General features: G+C 44.8%; 19 protein-coding genes and 1 riboswitch. Of the genes, 3 read left to right on the forward strand and 16 right to left on the reverse strand.

Annotated features, from left to right (window positions below):
- Position 1: 1 nt before the first annotated feature.
- The 3 genes from AB6E54_RS07865 to yfbV form a co-directional block, all read right to left on the reverse strand.
- The gene (locus AB6E54_RS07865) at positions 2-1,468 is read right to left on the reverse strand and encodes a sensor domain-containing diguanylate cyclase (RefSeq protein ID WP_017069188.1); all 1,467 of its coding nucleotides are present in this window, start codon (positions 1,466-1,468) and stop codon (positions 2-4) included.
- 251 nt (positions 1,469-1,719) lie between these two features.
- The gene (locus AB6E54_RS07870; RefSeq protein ID WP_017062167.1) at positions 1,720-2,685 is read right to left on the reverse strand and encodes an ABC transporter substrate-binding protein; all 966 of its coding nucleotides are present in this window, start codon (positions 2,683-2,685) and stop codon (positions 1,720-1,722) included.
- A gap of 302 nt (positions 2,686-2,987) precedes the next feature.
- Positions 2,988-3,440 (reverse strand): terminus macrodomain insulation protein YfbV, encoded by a 453-nt coding sequence (yfbV, locus tag AB6E54_RS07875; protein WP_017062168.1) that lies wholly within the window; start codon positions 3,438-3,440, stop codon positions 2,988-2,990.
- 341 nt (positions 3,441-3,781) lie between these two features.
- Here yfbV and AB6E54_RS07880 point away from each other — a divergent pair, with 341 nt between their 5' ends.
- Both AB6E54_RS07880 and pta read left to right on the forward strand, forming a co-directional pair.
- Complete coding sequence (locus AB6E54_RS07880) at positions 3,782-4,978, forward strand: acetate kinase (RefSeq protein WP_010437209.1); 1,197 nt, start codon at positions 3,782-3,784, stop codon at positions 4,976-4,978.
- Positions 4,979-5,125: 147 nt separating this feature from the next.
- A complete protein-coding gene (gene pta, locus AB6E54_RS07885) occupies positions 5,126-7,291 on the forward strand; it encodes a phosphate acetyltransferase (protein ID WP_017069189.1) in 2,166 nt (721 codons plus the stop codon).
- Between the two features lie 82 nt (positions 7,292-7,373).
- Here pta and AB6E54_RS07890 read toward each other — a convergent pair whose 3' ends face one another.
- The 11 genes from AB6E54_RS07890 to moaA all read right to left on the reverse strand — a co-directional run bounded on the left by AB6E54_RS07890 (position 7,374) and on the right by moaA (position 17,532).
- Positions 7,374-8,312 carry a glutathione S-transferase family protein gene (locus AB6E54_RS07890; RefSeq protein ID WP_136978363.1) on the reverse strand — a complete coding sequence of 313 codons (939 nt, stop codon included), beginning with the start codon at positions 8,310-8,312 and terminating at the stop codon, positions 7,374-7,376.
- Between the two features lie 205 nt (positions 8,313-8,517).
- Positions 8,518-9,504, reverse strand: coding sequence for a murein tripeptide/oligopeptide ABC transporter ATP binding protein OppF (gene oppF / locus AB6E54_RS07895; RefSeq protein WP_009848634.1), 987 nt, complete (start codon positions 9,502-9,504; stop codon positions 8,518-8,520).
- Positions 9,501-10,472, reverse strand: a complete 972-nt coding sequence (locus AB6E54_RS07900) for an ABC transporter ATP-binding protein (protein ID WP_012603544.1) — start codon at positions 10,470-10,472, stop codon at positions 9,501-9,503. The genes oppF and AB6E54_RS07900 overlap by 4 nt, the downstream gene beginning before the upstream one ends.
- A 42-nt stretch (positions 10,473-10,514) precedes the next feature.
- The gene (gene oppC / locus AB6E54_RS07905; RefSeq protein WP_017062173.1) at positions 10,515-11,417 is read right to left on the reverse strand and encodes an oligopeptide ABC transporter permease OppC; all 903 of its coding nucleotides are present in this window, start codon (positions 11,415-11,417) and stop codon (positions 10,515-10,517) included.
- A 15-nt stretch (positions 11,418-11,432) separates the two neighbouring features.
- Positions 11,433-12,353, reverse strand: a complete 921-nt coding sequence (gene oppB / locus AB6E54_RS07910) for an oligopeptide ABC transporter permease OppB (RefSeq protein WP_017062174.1) — start codon at positions 12,351-12,353, stop codon at positions 11,433-11,435.
- A 114-nt stretch (positions 12,354-12,467) separates the two neighbouring features.
- Positions 12,468-14,099 (reverse strand): ABC transporter substrate-binding protein, encoded by a 1,632-nt coding sequence (locus AB6E54_RS07915; RefSeq protein WP_017062175.1) that lies wholly within the window; start codon positions 14,097-14,099, stop codon positions 12,468-12,470.
- 652 nt (positions 14,100-14,751) lie between these two features.
- Positions 14,752-15,207 (reverse strand): molybdopterin synthase catalytic subunit MoaE, encoded by a 456-nt coding sequence (gene moaE, locus AB6E54_RS07920; protein ID WP_372107068.1) that lies wholly within the window; start codon positions 15,205-15,207, stop codon positions 14,752-14,754.
- Between the two features lie 2 nt (positions 15,208-15,209).
- Positions 15,210-15,455, reverse strand: coding sequence for a molybdopterin synthase sulfur carrier subunit (gene moaD / locus AB6E54_RS07925; RefSeq protein ID WP_017063465.1), 246 nt, complete (start codon positions 15,453-15,455; stop codon positions 15,210-15,212).
- Positions 15,452-15,931, reverse strand: a complete 480-nt coding sequence (moaC, locus tag AB6E54_RS07930; RefSeq protein ID WP_372107070.1) for a cyclic pyranopterin monophosphate synthase MoaC — start codon at positions 15,929-15,931, stop codon at positions 15,452-15,454. The genes moaD and moaC overlap by 4 nt, the downstream gene beginning before the upstream one ends.
- A gap of 12 nt (positions 15,932-15,943) precedes the next feature.
- A complete protein-coding gene (gene moaB / locus AB6E54_RS07935) occupies positions 15,944-16,456 on the reverse strand; it encodes a molybdenum cofactor biosynthesis protein B (protein ID WP_004734027.1) in 513 nt (170 codons plus the stop codon).
- Between the two features lie 86 nt (positions 16,457-16,542).
- Complete coding sequence (moaA, locus tag AB6E54_RS07940; protein WP_372107071.1) at positions 16,543-17,532, reverse strand: GTP 3',8-cyclase MoaA; 990 nt, start codon at positions 17,530-17,532, stop codon at positions 16,543-16,545.
- Positions 17,521-17,673: riboswitch (molybdenum cofactor riboswitch) on the reverse strand. (Overlaps the previous gene by 12 nt.)
- Positions 17,674-17,867: 194 nt before the next feature.
- Here moaA and AB6E54_RS07945 point away from each other — a divergent pair.
- Entirely contained in the window at positions 17,868-18,755 is an 888-nt protein-coding gene (locus AB6E54_RS07945) for a YvcK family protein (protein WP_017062178.1), read from the forward strand.
- Positions 18,756-18,829: 74 nt separating this feature from the next.
- Here the strand turns inward: AB6E54_RS07945 and luxU are convergent, their stop codons facing one another.
- Positions 18,830-19,174, reverse strand: coding sequence for a quorum-sensing phosphorelay protein LuxU (gene luxU / locus AB6E54_RS07950; protein WP_017062179.1), 345 nt, complete (start codon positions 19,172-19,174; stop codon positions 18,830-18,832).
- 24 nt (positions 19,175-19,198) lie between these two features.
- Positions 19,199-20,587, reverse strand: coding sequence for a quorum-sensing sigma-54 dependent transcriptional regulator LuxO (gene luxO, locus AB6E54_RS07955; protein WP_004734031.1), 1,389 nt, complete (start codon positions 20,585-20,587; stop codon positions 19,199-19,201).
- Between the last annotated feature and the right edge of the window lie 203 nt (positions 20,588-20,790).

Consider the following 20,790-nt stretch of genomic DNA (forward strand, 5'->3'; position numbering starts at 1 on the left):
GTTAAAATTTAAGACGGTCTTTACCCGTCGTCTTAGCCACGTACAGCTTTTCATCGGCGTACTTAAATATCTCATCGAAGTTAAGTTTACTTTGCTCAGTTTCAACAATGCAGACACCGCCAGACACCGTAAATCCATTTGGAATAATGTCGGCTGAAGTGGAACAAATCGCATTCTTCACTCGCTCTAATGTTCTCATCAAAGTTTCACGATCTTCGCCTTTCATATAAACGACAAACTCTTCACCGCCAAACCGTGCTGCAACGTCACTGCTTCGAATACTGTTGCTGATCTGACGCGACATATAACGAATCACATCATCCCCCTTATCGTGGCCGTAGGTGTCGTTAATTGACTTAAAATCATCAATATCGAAGACGGTTAATGCAAACAGTTGATCGTGCTCTACACTGCGCCAGAACGCTTCTAAGCCACGACGATTCAATAACCCTGTCATAGGGTCTTTGGCTGCGAGATCTTTGAAGTAACCACGTTCAATATTGGAATTGACGTAGAAGAAGATGGTTACTGAGAACAGATACACAATGATGGCAACAATAAGGCTGTCTTTCTCGTAGACGAAAAAGTGCTCAACCTCTTTCGCGATGTCTAATTTGTAATACATCGCATGGTGAGACGAGACACCATCCAGTTTGATCTCGTGATAAAAAGCCGCAGAATCTACCGGAGTCGCTAAAGTGGTATCAATGATATCGATCCGACCTGCAAGATGCTCATTCGAGTTTGCGAGCAGCTTGTCAGCATTAATATCCACCGACAGCATCCCTTGGTGAACGCCTTTATGGAATACAGGGATCGTCATACTGATTATACGGTCAAGGGAATCAAAACGATAACCAGGGCCTGAAAGGGTAAGTTGGTCAGGGTTGTTGGCTGTTTTCTGCCAATAAGGACGACTCTTTATGGTCGAGAGTAACTCTTTGCTCAGCCCTTTGGCAAAACCTTCAGGTGAAGAGATCACATAGCCGCTCGTATCAATAAAGTGCACGCCGGCATGGTATTCATCAAGCTGGGATAAAAATGAAAGAATAGGAGCTAACGCTATTTTTTCTGACGCGCTCTTATAACTATCACTGCTTTCAGAACAAAGAGACTCTTGACCAATTAGCATATAGTCGATATCGACAGAGGGAATGTCTGAGGTTTTACCGTCGGCAAGTAGCAATACATCAATAGGCCAGATTTGGCAAAGACCATCCACAACATGTTTGTTGTGATCAAGAAAGAGAGGGTTTCCTGATTTATAATAGTTGGAGAAGCTGTAGTCTAGGGCTGTCGCCACTTTTGTGGTTCTTTTGAACACATCTTCAATACGATGAAACTCACTACTGATATCTTTTTCTACCGCGTCAAAATGATTCTTTCCTATTAGGCCAAGTAACATCGCGGCGATCACAGCGGGAAACCCGAAAACAAAGGTTAGGCTAAAGTGCCTATTTACTTTCATATAATGTGCTCTTAGCGTTCAGCTATTTTCATTTTCCCCATTAATATTATTACATTAATCGGCAATTCGCTCGACGTAAAATAATGTAAATTGATATTAACGACACACCTAACGGTCAAATAACCGCTTACAAATGAATAAAATAGAGAAGCGCCAACATATAGAGCAGGTGAGTTTGTTATCTGAGCCCATTTCAATGCTGTTAATAATATGACTTATGGCCTATTAGCTCACCTAACACCAAACTCAATTCACCGGCTAATGACCGCACGCTCAATCACAGATTGAGGCACTGTCACGCCAAGCTCACGAGCAGCATCTAGGTTGACCACCAGCTGAGAGCTCTGCGCAGTTTTGACACTCAACTTCCCGGGCTTCTGTCCTTCCAGAATGGCTGCGACATAATCCGCGGTCTGAACCCCAACATCATAATAATCTAGACCTAAACCAGCAATCGCTCCCTTTCCGACATAAGATGTGGCGCCTGCGACGACTGGCGTATCTGCGTGGTTAGCCGCTTTGATAAGACCCTCCATGCCGCTTGCAACCGTATTATCGGTCAAGGCATAGATAACATCGGACTTCTTAGCAATGGATTCTGCTTTTGCTTCGACATCGTCAACAGTCAGCGCTTTTTCGGTGTGAAGTGTATAACCGAAATCTCGAGTTGCCTTTCTCAATAACCCAACTAACGCAACGGCATTTGCTTCTGCTGGGTTGTAAACTACACCGATTGAATTAGCTTCAGGGAGCAGTTCTTTGATTAATGACACATGCTGAGTGATCGGAGATAAGTCAGAAAGCCCCGTGACATTACGCCCCGGCTTTTCTAATTGTTTAACGAGCCTAGCGCCGATAGGATCCGTAACCGCGGTAAACACGATAGGAATCGAGCGAGTCGCCGACACTAAGGCTTGTGAAGTCGGTGTCGCGATACCAACAAGTACATGTGGATTTTCACTGACGAGCTCTCTGGCAATCTTGGCTGCCTGAGCCGGGTTACCATTCGCCATTTCATAGGAGAATTCTAAGTTCTTACCGGGTTCATAACCATTGGCTCTCAATCCTTCAAGAAGCCCTAAACGTGTCGCATTCAGATCTGGATGGTCAACAACTTGTGAAACCGACACTTTGGCAACGTTTGCCATTGCATTGCCAGTCCATAGCAACATCAAGCAACTTAAAACCGCTGCCAATACCTTTCTTACAGAACTCATTATCGCTCCCTGAATCAAGCTCTACCCGTCATTACTCGCTCAAAGAGAACAACATCAAAATCACTATTGACATTATTACCAGTAACCATTGATAACTTGAAGTGATATTTAACAAAAATACAACAAAGCTCGAGTTATGTGAGAAAGGTTATATTGACTTCGGAGGAAGGTAAGAAACCAAGTGAATAAGGACAGGTAAGCTAAACGGAAAGTAAGCGAGGTAACAAAAAGAGGAGCAAATCTGAGAACAAGCTATAGAAGATGAATAGTTGTTCTCAGACAAGAGGGAGAGCTGGGATTCTTTAGAACCAACGCTCCATTGAGGATTTATCTAACTGACGAAAGGCACGATTTAAAATGATTGCCAATTCTTTATAGCGAGGGCGCGGCTTCATAGGCTCTAACGCAAAACCCGTTTCAGTGATCTTTTCATGCAGTTCGCGGTACCACGATACTAGCGCCGGCGGAAGTTGTGTATTTGAGCGATTGCCCAACCACCACATACCTTGTAGCGGCAAGCTGATCGCAAACAAAGCCATAACCACAGCCTGTGGCATCGCTTGGTAATTATTAAAGACCATTTGTGTAAGAACACTGATAGCGGCAATCGCAGGCATCACTTTCACGCCAAAACGGGTCGCTTTAATAATGCGTTGTTCTGGGAAGATCGCGTTTAACTCTTTTCGGACGGGCCAGAGATCCATGTACTTTTGGCCATCTTTTAAACTACTAGCTAAACCAACTCTATTGCTCATATGAGTCTCCCATTAAAAAAAAGTTGAAATCATCAACTAAAAACACAAAAATTTGACGAAAAATAATATTCTTTCAAATTTTTTTGTTATATTTGCACAATATCGCTATTATTTGCAGACCTCAATCTCATTGTTGCCCTTATTTACAATTTAAGCAACTTTGAGAAGACTTCTGCAAGGAATGCACAAGCCTCTTTTTGATAAAGAGCGCTTTCACTTTATACGGAAATTAACGTTTTTTTGACCAAGGTTAGTACGCAAGCCTATGTGCTTCGACTATTCTTGAGATTAATTTTCATCCTTAACTGATTTCGATCAGAAAAATAAACAGGTAGTCATTAATGTCTAAGCTAGTTTTAGTTTTAAACTGTGGTAGTTCTTCTCTTAAATTCGCTGTTGTTGATGCAGAAACAGGTGCAGAGCACCTAACTGGTCTTGCTGAGTGTCTAGGTCTTCCAGAAGCTCGTATGAAGTGGAAACTTGATGGCAAGCATGAAGCACAACTAGGCGCGGGCGCAGCTCACGTAGAAGCACTATCTTTCATGGTAGAAACTATTCTTGCTTCTAAGCCTGAGCTTAAAGCTAACCTTGGCGCTATCGGTCACCGTATCGTTCACGGTGGCGAGCAGTTCACTTCTTCTGCACTTATCACTGATGAAGTGCTTAAGGGTATTCAAGACGCTGCGACTTTCGCACCTCTTCACAACCCAGCTCACCTTATCGGTATTGAAGCGGCTCAACAAAACTTCCCAGGCCTTAAAAACGTTGCTGTTTTTGACACTGCATTCCACCAAACAATGCCTTCTGAGTCTTACCTATACGCTCTGCCGTACAACCTGTACAAAGAGCACGGCATCCGTCGTTACGGCATGCACGGTACTTCTCACCTATTCATCACTCGTGAAGTTGCAGGCCTACTAAACAAGCCAGTTGAAGAAGTTAACATCATCAACTGTCACCTAGGTAACGGCGCTTCTGTATGTGCAATCAAGAACGGTCAATCTGTAGATACTTCTATGGGTCTTACTCCTCTTGAAGGTCTTGTAATGGGTACTCGTTGTGGTGACCTAGATCCTGCGATTATCTTCCACCTACACGATGCTCTTGGTTACTCTGTTGAAGAAATCAACAACATGCTGACTAAAGAGTCTGGTCTTGCTGGTCTAACTGAAGTGACTTCTGACTGTCGTTTCGTTGAAGACAACTACGGTGAGAAAGAAGAAGCAACTCGTGCAATGGACGTGTTCTGTCACCGTCTAGCTAAGTACGTTGCTGGTTACACTGCAACTCTAGAAGGTCGTCTAGACGCAATCACTTTCACTGGCGGTATCGGCGAGAACTCTGGCCCAATCCGTGAAATGGTTCTTAACCGCCTAGGCATCTTCGGCATCGAAGTTGACGGTGAAGCTAACCTTAAAGCTCGTTTCGGCGGCGAAGGTACTATCACTACAGCTAACAGCCGTATCCCTGCAATGGTTATCTCTACTAACGAAGAGCTAGTAATTGCTGAAGACACTGCGAAACTAGCAGGTCTTTAATTGATTTTCCTGACTAGCTTCACTCGAAGCTAGTCAGTTTTTCATATCAAGAAAATGGGGCTCAACTTCTATTCCTACCCCAATTTTAATATCGGTGGGAATAGCAGTTGAGCTTTTTTTATTTCCAATAGTTAAAGGTGTTCGTCAATGTCCCGTACTATTATGCTTATCCCTACAAGCGCTGGTGTTGGTCTTACTAGTGTTAGCATGGGTGTTCTTCGCGCTATGGAGCGTAAAGGCGTAAGTGTTTCTTTCTACAAGCCAATCGCTCAGCCTCGTAGCGGTGGTAACCAACCAGATCTAACGTCTACTATCATCAGCGCAAACAGCGACATTAAGATTGGTGAGCCAATCGCAATGACTAAAGCTGAAGCTTTGATCGGTAGCGAAAAAATGGACGAGCTTCTTGAGTCTGTTGTTGAGCAATACAACAAGATCAACAAAGACGCAGAAGTAACGCTAATCGAAGGTCTAGTACCTACTCGTAAGCACCCATTTGCTAACCAAGTGAACGCGGAAATCGCAAAAACACTTGGCGCGGAGATCGTATTCGTTGCGACTCCTGGTACTGACAACCCTACGCAGCTTAAAGAGCGTATCGAAGTAGCATGTTCTAACTTCGGCGGTACTAAGAACAAAAACATCAAAGGCGTAATCATCAACAAGCTTAACGCTCCTGTTGATGAAGCTGGCCGTACTCGCCCTGACCTATCTGAAATCTTTGATGATGCAGACAGCGCTCAGCAAGCGAACCTTGAAGTAATGCAAATCTTCAATTCTAGCCCTATCCGTGTTCTTGGCTGCGTGCCATGGAGCATCGACCTAATCGCAACTCGTGCGGTTGATATGGCTAAGCACCTTAACGCTGAAATCGTTAACGAAGGTGAAATCTCAACTCGTCGTATTAAGAGCATCACTTTCTGTGCACGTTCTCTACCGCACATGATTGAGCACTTCAAACCAGGCTCACTGCTAGTAACTTCTGCAGACCGTCCTGACGTTATCGTTGCTGCGGCTCTTGCTGCGAAAAACGGTGTTGAGATTGGCGCAATCCTGCTTACTGGCGGTTACGACATTCCAGAAAGCATTGCTAACCTTTGTGCACCAGCATTCGCTTCAGGTCTACCGATCTTCAAGGCTCAAGGTAACACTTGGCAGACATCTCTAAACCTACAGAGCTTCAACCTAGAAGTTCCTGCAGACGATAAAGAGCGTATCGAGTTCGTTAACGATCACGTTGCAAGCCACATTGATGGCCCTTGGATTGATTCTCTATCTGAAGGTACTCAAGGCATCCGTCGTCTAAGCCCACCAGCATTCCGTTACCAGCTAACTGAATTTGCTCGTAAAGCGGCTAAGCGCATCGTTCTTCCTGAAGGTGATGAGCCACGTACAGTTAAAGCTGCGGCTATCTGTGCTGAGCGCGGTATCGCAACGTGTGTACTTCTAGGTAACCCTGAAGAAATCCGTCGCGTTGCAGCGCAGCAAGGTGTTGAGCTTGGCGCTGGCGTTGAGATCATCGATTCTGCATCAGTTCGCGAAAACTACGTAGCTCGTCTAGTAGAACTTCGTGGCGCTAAAGGTATGACTGAAGTTGTTGCTCGTGAGAAGCTAGAAGATTCAGTATTCCTAGGTACTATGATGCTTGAAGCTGGCGAAGTTGACGGCCTAGTTTCTGGTGCTGTTCACACAACGGCGAACACTATCGTTCCTCCGTTCCAGATCATCAAGACTGCTCCTGATGCTTCTATCGTATCTTCGATCTTCTTCATGCTTCTGCCTGATCAAGTTCTTGTATACGGTGACTGTGCGATCAACCCAGATCCAACAGCTGAACAGCTTGCTGAAATCGCTATCCAATCTGCAGATTCTGCTGCGGCATTCGGTATCGACCCACGCGTTGCTATGATCTCTTACTCTACTGGTGAATCTGGTAAGGGTGCAGACGTAGATAAAGTACGTGAAGCAACGAAACTTGCTCAAGAGAAGCGTCCTGATCTAGTGATCGACGGTCCTCTACAGTACGATGCAGCAATCATGGAAAACGTAGCCGCTTCTAAAGCGCCTAACTCTCCAGTTGCAGGTAAAGCGACAGTATTCGTATTCCCAGACTTAAACACGGGTAACACGACTTACAAAGCTGTACAGCGTTCAGCAGATCTAGTATCTATCGGTCCAATGCTTCAAGGTATGCGCAAGCCAGTAAATGACTTGTCTCGTGGCGCTCTAGTAGACGATATCGTTTACACAGTAGCTCTAACGGCTATCCAAGCAGACCAAGCTGCACAAGCTGAAGAAAAAGTAATTAACTAATTTTTCTTTTGTAAAAAGCAAAAACCCTAGATGTTTATCTAGGGTTTTTTTATGTCTGGAGTAAAGGAACTACTTGGTAAGCCTAGCCTCGACCATGTGGTGATTCTAAGTCTAGCTCTGGTCCTTTGGGTACAACTTGAGTCGGATTGATACCAGTGTGGCTGTAGTAGTAGTGACGCTTGATATGATAGAAATCGGTCGTCTCTTTAATACCCTCTATTTGATAGAGCTCTTTTAGATAACCTTGGATATGTTTGTAATCCGCAATTCGTTGCTTGTTACACTTGAAGTGACCCACATACACAGCATCGAATCGAACCAAGGTCGTGAACAACCGCCAATCCGCTTCAGTAATCTGCTCTCCCGCTAAATAACGTTTCTCACTAAGATGCGCATCCACTTTATCTAACGCTTCAAATAACGCTTCATACGCCTCTTCGTAGGCTTCTTGTGTTGTCGCAAAGCCGGTTCGGTATACGCCGTTGTTGATGTTTGGGTAGATATAATCATTCCACTCATCAATCTTCTTGGACAACTCCCACGGGTAGTAATCATCGGTGTTACCCGTTAGCTCGTTAAACTCTGAGTTAAACATGCGAATGATTTCAGACGACTCGTTACTCACAATGGTGTTGGTTTTCTTATCCCACAGCACAGGTACCGTTACTCTACCCGAGTAGTCAGGCTTGGCTTGAGTGTAGATTTGGTGCATGCGGGTATGGCCAAATAGAGGTTCAGGTAACCCCATTTGCCAACCTTCACTCATCATGTCTGGGCAAACAACCGTCACGTCAATGTGATCGGTTAGGTCTTTCAGCTCGCGGAAGATAAGGGTTCGGTGCGCCCAAGGGCAAGCTAACGATACGTATAAGTGATAACGGCCGCTTTCCGGCTCAAACTGCGCGCCCGGTTTGTTCTCTACCCAATGACGAAAGCCCGCATCTTCACGAACAAACTTACCACCGCTTTCTTTCGTGTCGTACCACACATCATGCCAAACACCTTCAACTAATTTGCCCATATCCAAACCTCTGTGATGCTAACTTTTCTCTAGTATAAAAAAAGCCAACTTTTTCAAAACTAGAAAAAGTTGGCTTAGTTGTTCGAATTATTTGATGAAGCTGTTGAGCAAAATATAGGAACTAGGTCTGCAGTACAAAAAAAGCGCGACTCTAAAAACTAGTCGCGCTTAAGCCTGTCACAGGCTGAACCGTTTTAAATTGGCTCTAGACTTGCACGTGCAAGCAAGATACTGCGTGTACGTCATCGCCTTGGATAGTTGGCTTAGTTTGCGCACACGCCTCTGTTGCTTGTGGGCAACGTGTACGGAACACACAACCTGATGGAGGATTGATTGGCGATGGTAAATCACCTTCCAACATCTGAATCGTTTTGTTGCGCTCTAGACGAGGGTCTGGAATCGGAACGGCAGACATCAACGCCTTGGTGTACGGGTGCTTTGGATCAGAGAATAAGGCATCTGATTCACCAAGCTCTACCGCGTTACCTAGGTACATCACCAAGACACGGTCAGAAATGTGTTTAACCACTGACAAATCGTGCGCGATGAATACCAAAGACAAACCAAGTTCTTTCTGTAGCTCTTTCAGAAGGTTAACTACTTGAGCTTGGATAGATACATCGAGTGCAGAAACCGGTTCATCACAAATGATCATCTTAGGTTTCAAGATAAGCGCACGTGCAATACCAATACGCTGACACTGACCACCAGAGAATTCATGTGGGTAACGGTTGATTACGTTTGGTAGTAGACCAACCTTTGCCATCATCTCTTTAACTCTGTCCTTCACTTCTTGTTTAGAAAGTTCAGGGAAGAAAGTCTCTAGAGGCTCAGCAATGATATCGCCTACTGACATACGTGGGTTAAGCGACGCTAGCGGGTCTTGGAAGATCATCTGAATCTCTTTACGAGTCTCACGACGCTTCACTTCCTGCATCTTAGTTAGGTCTTGACCTAACCACATCACTTGCCCTTCAGTCGCTTCAACCAAGCCGATAATCGCACGGGCAAAAGTCGACTTACCACAACCAGACTCACCTACTACACCAAGCGTTTCGCCTTCGTAAAGGTGAACATCAACCCCATCAACCGCTTTAAGGTTTGATGGTTTTGCCCAAGGCCAAGCAGACTTAGCTGCAATGCTAAAGTGAACTTTCAGGTCTTTAATATCTAATAGTAATTCTTTACTCATTTTGTCCAAGTCTCCCAATCTGAAAAACAAGCACGCTGACGGTCTTTAGCAAATGGCTGCAAAATCGGTGCTTCTTGCTTACAACGGTCCATTACACGGTGACAACGGTCTTGGTAAGGACAACCTGTTGGTAGGCGAAGTAAGTTAGGTGGGTTACCTGGAATCGTCGGTAGAATTTCACCTTCGGTATCCAAACGAGGAATCGCTTTAAGCAGGCCTTCCGCGTATGGGTGGCTTGGCTCGTAGAAGATTTCATCAACCGTGCCGTACTCCATTGTACGACCCGCGTACATCACAAGTACTTTGTCACAAGAACCAGCAACAACACCCAAGTCATGGGTGATCATAATGATTGCTGTATTGAACTCATCTTTTAGTTCGTTCAGCAATTCCATGATTTGCGCTTGAATGGTTACATCCAGTGCCGTTGTTGGTTCATCAGCGATAAGCAATTTAGGACGACACAGCAGTGCCATTGCGATCATCACACGCTGACGCATACCGCCCGAAAACTCGTGCGGGTACATAGTGATACGCTTGCGTGCTTCAGGGATTTTCACCGCTTCAAGCATGCGTACTGATTCTTCAAACGCTTCTGCTTTACCCATGCCTTTATGCAGCATAAGTACTTCCATCAGCTGATCACTTACTTTCATGTAAGGGTTCAGTGAGGTCATTGGATCTTGGAAGATCATCGCGATCTGTTCAGCACGAACCTTGTTCAGTGCTTTTTCAGGCAGGTTGAGAATTTCATTGCCTTCAAACTTTGCACTGCCTGAGATGATGCCGTTCTTAGCCAGCAGCCCCATCAGTGCAAATACCGTTTGTGATTTACCTGAACCCGACTCACCAACAATACCCAGCGTTTCGCCTTGGTTAAGTGAGAAGTTCAAGTCGTTTACTGCGGTTACGATACCATCTTGTGTGGTAAATTCGACGCGCAGATCTTTGACATCTAATAAGCTCATTATTGCTTCCTTAATCTTTTATAGCTTTTAATTGCTATTTCGTTATCTGTCTTTTGGATCAAGCGCGTCGCGCAGACCATCACCTACGTAGTTAAAGCAGAACAGCGTAACTACCATGAATGCCGCAGGGAATGTCAATTGCCAGATTGCAACTTCCATTGTTTGCGAACCTTCTTGAAGCAATGCGCCCCAGCTTGTCATAGGCTCTTGAACACCAAGACCAAGGAAAGATAAGAATGATTCTGTAAGGATCATGCTTGGAATAAGCAACGTAGAGTAAACCGCTACGATACCCAGTACGTTCGGTACGATGTGACGTGTAATGATCTTCCATTTGCTTACACCACATACGTGTGCAGCTTCAATGAACTCTTTACTACGTAGGCTCAACGTTTGACCACGTACAATACGCGCCATATCTAGCCAAGCAATCGCACCAATAGCAACGAAGATTAGGACGATGTTACGACCAAAGAACGTTACCAGTACGATTACTAGGAACATGAATGGCACTGCGTACAAGATCTCTAGGATACGCATCATCACTCGGTCAGTACGACCGCCGATGAAGCCTGAAGCTGCACCGTAAAGCGTACCAATCAGTACCGCTACGAAGGCACCCATCACACCAACCATCAATGAGATGCGGCCACCGACAAGAGTACGAACGTACAAATCACGACCTAAGCTATCGGTACCAAACCAGTGATCCGCATTCGGACCAACGTGCATTGCGTACCAGTCAGTATCATCATAAGTGTACTGAGCCAGCATTGGTAAGAAGATAACTGCCAGTACCATAAGCGTAAGAATGAACAGACTCACCATCGCAGCTTTGTTTCGCATGAAACGAATGCGCGCGTCCTGCCACAAACTACGACCTTCAATCTCTAAGCTCTCAGAGAACTTTTCGATCGCTTCTAAATTTTCTTTTTTCTTCAACATAACCATGCGTCCCTGTTAGTAGCGAATTTTCGGGTCAATAAGCGCTAGCAAAATATCAACGATTGCGTTGAACAAGATGAATAGGAAACCAATCAAGATGGTTACACCCATTACTAGCGAGTAGTCACGGTTAAACGCGGCGTTAACAAACAGCTTACCGATACCTGGTAGGCCGAAGATGGTTTCAACAACAACTGAACCTGTGATGATACCTACGAACGCAGGTCCCATGTAAGAAACAACAGGTAGCATTGCTGGCTTAAGTGCATGTTTTAGAATGATATAACGGTAGCTTAGACCTTTTGCACGTGCAGTTCGGATAAAGTTACTGTTTAGCGTTTCAATCATGCTACCACGAGTAATACGAGCAAAGGTTGCTACGTAAAGAAGAGACATCGCGATAACAGGCAGCACGATGTACATGAATGTACCGCCATGCCAACCACCTGCTGGGAATATGTTCCAGTGCAGGGAGAAAAGGTAAATAAGCGCCGGTGCCAACACGAAAGATGGCATTACCACCCCGAGCATGGCGGTCGACATTATGGTGTAGTCGACCCAGGTGTTGTGCTTCAAGGCGGCAATGGTTCCGACCGTTACCCCCATCAATAATGTGAAGATAAAAGCAACGAAACCTACCTTCGCAGATACTGGAAGTGCAACCGCGATCAGCTCATTTACTGTGTAATCTTGGTATTTAAAAGAGGGACCGAAGTCACCTTGTAAGATATTTGTCAAATACGTGGTGTATTGTTCAAACACTGGTTTATCTAAGCCGTATTTAGCTTCGATGTTAGCCATAACTTCTGGCGGTAATGGACGCTCGCTTGAAAACGGGTTACCCGGTGCGAAACGCATGAGAAAGAAAGATATAGTGATCAACACCAACATGGTTGGAATCGCTTCAAATATCCTTTTCATAATGAATTTAAGCATAAACTCACTCTTTCAGTCTGTGACAATTAAAATTAGAAAGACGCTACATGCGCGCCCTGCGCATGTAGTGCCTGTATCGTTATAGTTATATTAACTTTTTAGAATCGAAGCTTATTATTGAGCTTTGATGTATAGGTCTTTCGAGAAGATCTTGTCTTCCGCGTTGTTGATTGGGAAACCACCAACATGCGGGTTAAGTAGACGAGATTTCACGTATTGGTAGATAGGAGCAATTGGCATGTCGTTTGCCATTAGCGCCTCAGCTTCTAGGTAAAGTGCTTTACGCTCTTCTTCTGAAGTTGAGTTAAGTGCTTTATCGATGATCTGGTCGTAAGCCGCGCTGTCGTAGTGAACACCACCGGTAGTGTTGTTACTCTTCATTAGCGTTAGGAACGAAGACGCTTCATTGTAGTCACCACACCAACCAGCACGTGCTACTTCGAAGTCACCAGAATCTTTAGAAGATAGGTACGTTTTCCACTCTTGGTTCTCAAGTGTTACAGAAAGACCCAGTGTTTTCTTCCACATAGAACCTAGCGCTACAGCAATCTTCTTGTGGTTCTCTGAAGTGTTGTAAAGCAGGTTGAATTTAAGTGGGTTGTCTTTACCGTAACCCGCTTCTTCAAGAAGACGTTCCGCTTCTGCGTTACGCTCTTTCTGAGACATCTTGCCGTAAGCAGGTAGCTCAGGATCGAAGCCAGCTGTGATTTCAGGCGTTAGGAAATACGCAGGTTTTTGACCTTGCGCTAGGATAGCACCTGTTACGATATCACGGTCGATCGCGTAAGAGATTGCTTGACGAACACGAACATCATCAAATGGTGCTTTCTTCGTATTGAAGATGTAGTAGTAAGTACATAGGTTACCCGCTACAGATACATCTTCTGCGTACTCTTTTTGAAGACGCTTGAAGTGCTCAGTTGGAAGTTCGTTTGTGAAATCGATTTCACCAGATAGGAAACGGTTCATTTCCGCTACTTGGTTTTCGATTGGTAGGAACGTTACTTTGTTAAGAACTGTTTTATCGTTGTCCCAGTACTGTTCGTTACGCTTGAGTACTAGACGCTCGTTAACAACCCATTTATCAACAGAGAATGCACCGTTGCCAACAAAGTGCTCTGGCTTAGTCCACTGGTCACCGTATTTTTCAACAGTTGCCTGGTGTACTGGCTTCATTGTTGTGTGGCCCATCATCATTACGAAGTATGGTACCGCTGTTTCTAATTCAACAACTAGAGTGTTTGCATCCACTGCTTTAACGCCTAGTTCACTCTTGTCTTTCTTACCCGCTACGATATCTTTCGCATTCGCCATCTTGGTGTATTCCATGTACCAAGCGTATGGAGAAGCCGTTGCAGGATCAACTGCACGTTGCCAGCTGTATACAAAATCTTGAGCTGTTACAGGATCGCCGTTAGACCATTTTGCGTCTTTGCGTAGGTGGAAAGTGAATGTTTTGTTGTCTGTCGTTTCCCAGCTTTCCGCAACACCAGGGATAGTGTTGCCGTCGCCGTCTTGGTTCACTAGACCTTCTAGAAGATCACGAATTACGTGAGATTCTGGTACACCTTGAGATTTGTGTGGGTCGATAGTTGCAACTTCAGTACCGTTACCGCGAACAAGTTCCTGAACTTTTGCCAGTTCTGTGCCTGCTGGAACTTCAGCAGCGATAGAAAGAGTAGAAGAGGCAGCCACTGCCAAACCAGCACCTAGAAGAAGGGCCTGAGTGATTTTATTCTTGTACATTTAATAAACTCCAAGTTTTATGTATTGCATCCATGACTTCTTTGCTTGGTTCACTGAACGGCAGTGATTTAGATTTATTTAGCTCAAAATTTAAGCATAAAAATCTAAAACCTTACAAAGATTGAGGCACACACTATCAACCATTGAAGTAATTTGCCACAAACAAGTCGCAAAAAATCGGATAATTCTCCGAAATACTTAAGGTATCAGTGTAAATATCTAAAAAACCCCAAATCAGTAGTGACTTGCGTAGAGGGATTAATTAAAAAACAGCCTTTAGTGTTGATGTATCTGTGTTGATACTTTTTTTTAGCATCTTATGCTAGAACACTGAGCGCAAATTAACATTAATGCCACATGAAATCTAATTGCACATCACATATCACCTAAACCGTCTACACTATTTGTGAGGATAATCACTTTATACAAGACAGCATAATGCTCTGCACCAAACCGGGTTATCCAATGCACCAATTAAGACAAAATTACGCGCTGAATTTATATGCAACCACAATGAATTATCATTTGTCAAATCAATGATTATCTATAAATAGATTTATAGCAGGTACAAAAAAACCGACCTAAGTGGTCGGTTTTTGACTGTCTCATATACAAATGAGTGAATGCTGAAGCAACATCACTTTAAGAGAAATTACTTCTCCCAGCGTTCCGCTGCTTTCGTGTCTGAATCACGAGAATCAACCCAACGCGTCGTTTCGGTCGTGCGTTCCTTTTTCCAAAAGGGAGCCTTGGTTTTCAGGAAGTCCATAACGAATTCACAGGCTTCAAATGCAGCACCACGGTGTGCACTGGATACACCAACGTAAACAATCTGGTCGCCGATATCTAAGTCACCTATACGGTGGATAACACGCATCTTCTGAATAGGCCAGCGAGCCTCAGCTTGGTCACAGATCTCGCTCAGTGATTTTTCTGTCATACCCGGATAGTGCTCCAGAGACAAACCAATCACATTGTCGCCAAGGTTCATGTCGCGAACTTTACCAACGAACGTCACAATCGCTCCGGCAGCTGTACCTTGAGCCAAGTAGTCGTATTCGTCGCCTACCGAGAAGTCCTCAGCTGTCACTAATACTCTTGGATCCATGCTTAGCCTCCAGTCACTGGTGGGAAGAAAGCCACTTCGTCGCCGTCTTTCACTTCAGCTGTCAGAGGTACGATTGATTGGTTAAGTGCAGCCAGAAGCTTCCCCTCTTCCAATGCGATATCCCATTTGCCTTCTTGTGTCACAAGATGACTACGAATCGCTTCAATCGTCTTAAATTGTGCATCAACTTCAACGCTGTCCACACCAACAAGTTCACGAGTTTGAGCAAAGAAAAGTACTGTAATCATGACTCCACCTTAAAGTGACCAGATTTACCACCTGTCTTCTCTAGCAGGCGCACGTTTTCGATAACAATGTCTTTCTGAACAGCTTTACACATATCGTAAATCGTTAACGCAGCCACAGAAGCAGCCGTTAGCGCTTCCATCTCTACGCCCGTCTTACCCGCAAGCTTACAAACAGATTCGATGCGAACCTTGTTTTCAGACTCAATAGCGTCAAGCTGCACTTCTACTTTAGTTAATAGCAGAGGGTGACACAGGGGAATCAGATCCCACGTCTTCTTCGCCGCTTGAATACCCGCAATACGTGCCGTTGCGAAAACATCACCTTTATGGTGGCTACCAGAGACAATCAGCTCTAGCGTTTCTGCCGACATTTGAACGAAGGCTTCCGCTCTCGCTTCACGTACTGTTTCCGCTTTAGCCGATACATCGACCATGTTTGCTTCGCCAGACGCGTTAATGTGTGTAAATTGGCTCATACTCAAACCGCCTTATACAGAAAGGTGTGGCATGAAGTTACAAGGACGGTGGCTAGCATCCATCTGTTGCTTGATGATCTTAGTCCAACCGGTGCGGCAAGCGCCTGTAGAACCTGGCATCGCAAAGATAACCGTGTGGTTAGCAAAACCCGCAATCGCACGAGATTGAATTGTCGAAGTACCGATCTCTTCGTAAGATACTTGACGGAATAGCTCACCAAAGCCTTCTACTTCTTTGTCGAACAGTGGCTTAAGCGCTTCAGGCGTGCTGTCACGAGAAGTGAAACCAGTACCACCCGTGATCATGATAGCTTGTACGCTTTCATCAGCGATCCATTTAGATACGATCGCACGGATCTTGTACATGTCATCAATAACGATTTGCTTATCAACCACGTTGTGACCCGCTTCTTTAGCATGCTCTGCTAGGTAACCGCCTGAAGTGTCGTTTTCTTCTGTACGAGTATCTGAAACCGTTAGTACTGCGATGTTTGCTGCTTGGAATTTGCTTTCTGCGTGACCCATTTGTTCACCTATATAAATTTTTCATTAGACTGATTCGCCCAGCCTGAAGAAGCTGAGCGATAAAATGCTTTAGAGTGTGTAGCGGGTTAACCGCCGATTGACGCCAAGTTTGGAGTCATGCCGCTGTTGCCATCGTGTAAGAAGTGGCTAACGGACTTGGTTTGAAGCTGAGCCTGAATTCGATCAATGAGTTCTTGCTCTTGTTGATCTTCTTGAATCAGATCTCTCAGTTCAACACCATGGTCGCCAAACAGACATAAGTGAAGTTTACCGGTCGCAGAAACGCGCAGTCGGTTACAACTCTCACAAAAGTCTTTCTCGTAAGGCATGATCAAACCGATTTCACCCTTGTAGTCTGGGTGGACAAACACTTGCGCCGGGCCATCGTTAACGGCTTTGACTTTTAACAGCCAACCATTAGCAATAAGCTGGTTGCGAATCGCAACGCCAGACACATGATGTTTATCGAACAACTCGTCCATCTCGCCGGTTTTCATCAGCTCGATAAAACGTAATTGAATAGGTTTGTCTTTGATCCAATTAAGGAAGGCTGGTAATTCCTGACTATTGAGGTCTTTCATTAATACGACGTTGACTTTGACTTGTTCAAAGCCAACCTCAAACGCTTTATCAATGCCTCGCATAACCTGAGTAAACTTATTCTCACCAGTGATCTGATGGAACATGCGCGAATCTAAACTATCCACGCTCACGTTTATATGGGTTAAACCAGCATCACGCCATTGCCCTACTTGTTTCTCCATGCGGTAGCCATTCGTTGTGGTGGCTACTTTTTCGATGCCTGGAGTAGAAGCAACGGTATGTATGATTTCAGGAAAGTCTTTACGCAGACTCGGCTCTCCGCCTGTAATGCGGATCTTTGAGGTACCACAATCTGCAAACGCTTTAACAACGCGTTTGATCTCGGGAACACTTAAAAAAGACGAGTTTTTTTGCCCTGACGGTTTGTAACCATCTGGTAAGCAGTAAGTACATTTAAAGTTACAGACGTCTGTAACCGACAAGCGCAAGTAATAAAACTTGCGATGGAATCTATCTTCGAATTGTTGCGCCACGGAACACCTTTCCAAACACGGGAGGCATAATCATTTCCAATTAAGCCCTTGTGACAACATGTCACTGGCTCTTGATGCGTATCGGTACAGCAAATACCACTGTGCGACTTAGCATGCGAGAGCTCGGAGTTATGGCAACTGAGCGTTATATTCACACGCGCAGTAGCTGAGTAATAAAATACTTAATATTTGTACGTGAATCTAGCTCTGATGGTAAAAAACGGGTCACATCGGCAAAAAAAACGTATCAAACGCTCAAAATAACTCTTGTTGAGTATATAGCGAGAAGCATTTAACCTAAATTATAGTTGGTAATAACCTAACAAGAACAATAAATGAATATTTACTCTTCAAAGAAAGTCGTAGCAATCGGCGGTGGCCATGGCTTAGGTCGCATGTTAGCTGCATTAAAAGACTTTGGTAACAACGCAACTGGCATTGTTGCAACGACAGATAACGGCGGTTCCACCGGACGTATTAGAGATTGCCAAGGTGGCATCGCATGGGGAGATACACGCAACTGTATCAACCAATTAATCACAGAGCCTTCAATCAGTTCGATGATGTTCGAATACCGCTTTCGTGGTCAAGGTGAGCTAGACGGTCATAACTTGGGTAACCTAATGCTGACGGCGTTAGACAACCTTTCCGTTCGCCCATTGGAAGCAATTAACCTGATTCGAAATATGCTCAAGGTCGATGTCAATATCGTGCCGATGACTGAGCATCCTTCAGACCTCACGGCTCTATCAATGGACGGCCGCTGGGTTACCGGCGAAACCAACGTTGATGACATGACGGAAAAGCTGCGCATGATGGACTTGTCTCCAGAAGTGCCAGCAACCAAAGAAGCCGTTGCTGCCGTTGAGCAAGCAGACTGCATTGTCCTTGGCCCTGGAAGCTTTTTAACCAGTGTGATGCCCCCTCTTCTCCTTCCAGAGATTGGCAAAGCAATCTCTGAGAACACCAAGGCAAAAGTTATCTTCGTTGAAAACCTTTCACCAGAGCACGGTCCCGCAGGGAAAATGACGCTTCAAGAGCAATTGGAGTGGTGTGAACGTACCTGTAAGGCAAGGAAAATAGACATCGTGTTAGGCAATGAACCTCACCCGGAACTAGAAGTGCAATGGAATTGTGTGACCACAGATCTTGCATCGGCAAACCGAGATTGGCGACACGACCGTGTGAAGCTTCAACAAGCCATTGAAGCCCAGTTGGCGTAGCCATAGGTTCAAGCGACAAACAACAAAAAAGGAGCATGCTGCTCCTTTTTTAATCTCAGTAATAACTCGCTGTTTTAAAGGTCCGTCATCAACTGCTGATATTCAGTGTACGTCGATAACAGGAGGTCTTGCATATCTTGAAAATCAATCTCGGTTACAGGCAACGCTTGCTTCACTTTTGCGTCTAAGCTAATCGCAAAACTACACAAAGAATCCGCACCAAAGCTTGCTGCGCTGCTCTTAAGCGCATGACTGATATCAGCCAAGTACTTAGAGGTATCCGACTCTTTATTTATCTCTAGGTGTTCGTAGTAGCCTTTCAACTCACCTAAAAAGATTTCCAGTAAAACCGGGACATTCTCTTGGCCTATTTCGCCGGCAAGCTCATCAACTTTTTGCTGATTTAATACTTTCGTCATTATTATTTTCTTATTGTTTGTTGATTACTGCTTCGCATTCCACGTTTGCAACTTACGGTATATCGTCGATGGACTGACATCTAAGAAACCTGCCGCACGAGGGATGTTGCCATCACACGCTTTAATGGCCTGCTCGATAGCCGTTTTCTCAGTGATCCACAATGGGAAAATATCTTTTACCGTGATGTCTTCATTCTGCTTCTCTTTCAATCGCAGACTGTTTTCAATCGGTTGGTTCAACGGTGGTGGAAGCATGTTGAGAGTAATCTCTTTGCCGTTATTCAAAACCACCACGTTCCGCAACACGTTTTGTAGCTGACGAACGTTACCCGGCCACTCATATTGATTAAAGCGATCAAGTACTTCCTGAGCAAAACGTACAAACGCCTTCCCCTCCTCGACCGACATATAGCCTAGCAGAGAATACGCGATCTCGATGACATCTTCACCACGCTCACGCAATGGCGGCAAGTGCAATGGAATCACGTATAAACGATAGTATAAATCTTCTCTAAAGCGACCTTCTTGTACTTCTTTCCAAGGGTCACGGTTGGTCGCACACACAAAACGAACGTCGACACTCTTCATCTTCGAAGAGCCGACTTTTTGGAAAGTACCGGTTTGGATAAAGCGCAGCAGCTTGGTTTGCAGCTCTAAGTCCATTTCGCACAGTTCATCAAGGAACAGTGTTCCACCATCAGCAAGCTCAGCAGCACCTTGGCGATCGGTCGCAGCACCGGTAAAGGCACCTTTAACGTGGCCAAACAGCTCACTTTCAATCAGGTCTTTAGGGATAGCGGCACAGTTAATCGCGATGAACGGCTTATCGCCACGCTTACTCGCCGCATGAATGGCTTCTGCACATACCTCTTTACCGGTACCACTTTCACCAGTAATGAAAATGCTCGCCTTACTCGATGCAGCAGAATCGATAGTTCGGTAAACCTGCTGCATGGTTTGGCTGCTGCCGATAAAACCTTGGTAGTTCTGGTTTCCCGGGTGTTCCGAGCTATTTTTAAGTTTGGTGGCTTTGCGGATCGCATTATTCACCGTAATACGGAGTCGGTCGGCTTCACACGGTTTGATAAGGAAATCTTGAGAGCCATGACGCATCGCTTCTACAGCGGTATCGATAGAGCCGTGAGCCGTCATGAAGATAACTGGAACTTCAGGGTATTTTTGTTTTACAGCAAATAGTACGTCCATACCCGTCATATCAGGCAGACGTAGATCTAATAAAATAAGGTCTGGGATTCGATGATTCAAACTCTCGATTGCATCGCGGCCAGTGCCGACAATGTTGATATCAATTTCGAGCGGTGTAAGATACGAGCGATATAAAGCTGCTACCGAAGCGGTATCCTCTACCATCAACAAATACTTCGATTTGTTATCTAGCGTTTTTGATTGCATATCCTAGCCATTTATAATTTGCATTTCTTATTATAGTCGCATTCCGCTTTGCATTATGCAAATTAGCCACAGTATTTGTAGTGTGTTTTTTTACTTGCTTCAAACAATCAATGTTTTATCTATCTGGCACGAACGATGCAACGGTATAAATGGCCTTCGGGTCACCTAGCCAACTGACGTTGTTAGTGGACCGATTGTTCACA

The organism is Vibrio sp. 10N.247.311.49, assembly GCF_041467655.1.
GTDB classification, from domain to species: Bacteria; Pseudomonadota; Gammaproteobacteria; order Enterobacterales; family Vibrionaceae; genus Vibrio; species Vibrio crassostreae_C.

Excerpts from the sequence above, each read along its gene's own strand:
- moaC (WP_372107070.1), bottom strand. The coding sequence starts at position 15,931 with ATGAGCCAATTTACACACATTAACGCGTCTGGCGAAGCAAACATGGTC.
- AB6E54_RS07870 (WP_017062167.1), bottom strand. The coding sequence starts at position 2,685 with ATGAGTTCTGTAAGAAAGGTATTGGCAGCGGTTTTAAGTTGCTTGATG.
- moaD (WP_017063465.1), bottom strand. The coding sequence starts at position 15,455 with ATGATTACAGTACTTTTCTTTGCTCAAACTCGTGAACTTGTTGGTGTG.
- oppC (WP_017062173.1), bottom strand. The coding sequence starts at position 11,417 with ATGTTGAAGAAAAAAGAAAATTTAGAAGCGATCGAAAAGTTCTCTGAG.
- AB6E54_RS07900 (WP_012603544.1), bottom strand. The coding sequence starts at position 10,472 with ATGAGCTTATTAGATGTCAAAGATCTGCGCGTCGAATTTACCACACAA.
- moaE (WP_372107068.1), bottom strand. The coding sequence starts at position 15,207 with ATGGATCCAAGAGTATTAGTGACAGCTGAGGACTTCTCGGTAGGCGAC.
- AB6E54_RS07915 (WP_017062175.1), bottom strand. The coding sequence starts at position 14,099 with ATGTACAAGAATAAAATCACTCAGGCCCTTCTTCTAGGTGCTGGTTTG.
- AB6E54_RS07945 (WP_017062178.1), top strand. The coding sequence starts at position 17,868 with ATGAATATTTACTCTTCAAAGAAAGTCGTAGCAATCGGCGGTGGCCAT.
- luxO (WP_004734031.1), bottom strand. The coding sequence starts at position 20,587 with ATGCAATCAAAAACGCTAGATAACAAATCGAAGTATTTGTTGATGGTA.
- pta (WP_017069189.1), top strand. The coding sequence starts at position 5,126 with ATGTCCCGTACTATTATGCTTATCCCTACAAGCGCTGGTGTTGGTCTT.
- oppF (WP_009848634.1), bottom strand. The coding sequence starts at position 9,504 with ATGAGTAAAGAATTACTATTAGATATTAAAGACCTGAAAGTTCACTTT.
- luxU (WP_017062179.1), bottom strand. The coding sequence starts at position 19,174 with ATGACGAAAGTATTAAATCAGCAAAAAGTTGATGAGCTTGCCGGCGAA.
- yfbV (WP_017062168.1), bottom strand. The coding sequence starts at position 3,440 with ATGAGCAATAGAGTTGGTTTAGCTAGTAGTTTAAAAGATGGCCAAAAG.
- oppB (WP_017062174.1), bottom strand. The coding sequence starts at position 12,353 with ATGCTTAAATTCATTATGAAAAGGATATTTGAAGCGATTCCAACCATG.
- AB6E54_RS07890 (WP_136978363.1), bottom strand. The coding sequence starts at position 8,312 with ATGGGCAAATTAGTTGAAGGTGTTTGGCATGATGTGTGGTACGACACG.
- AB6E54_RS07865 (WP_017069188.1), bottom strand. The coding sequence starts at position 1,468 with ATGAAAGTAAATAGGCACTTTAGCCTAACCTTTGTTTTCGGGTTTCCC.
- AB6E54_RS07880 (WP_010437209.1), top strand. The coding sequence starts at position 3,782 with ATGTCTAAGCTAGTTTTAGTTTTAAACTGTGGTAGTTCTTCTCTTAAA.
- moaB (WP_004734027.1), bottom strand. The coding sequence starts at position 16,456 with ATGGGTCACGCAGAAAGCAAATTCCAAGCAGCAAACATCGCAGTACTA.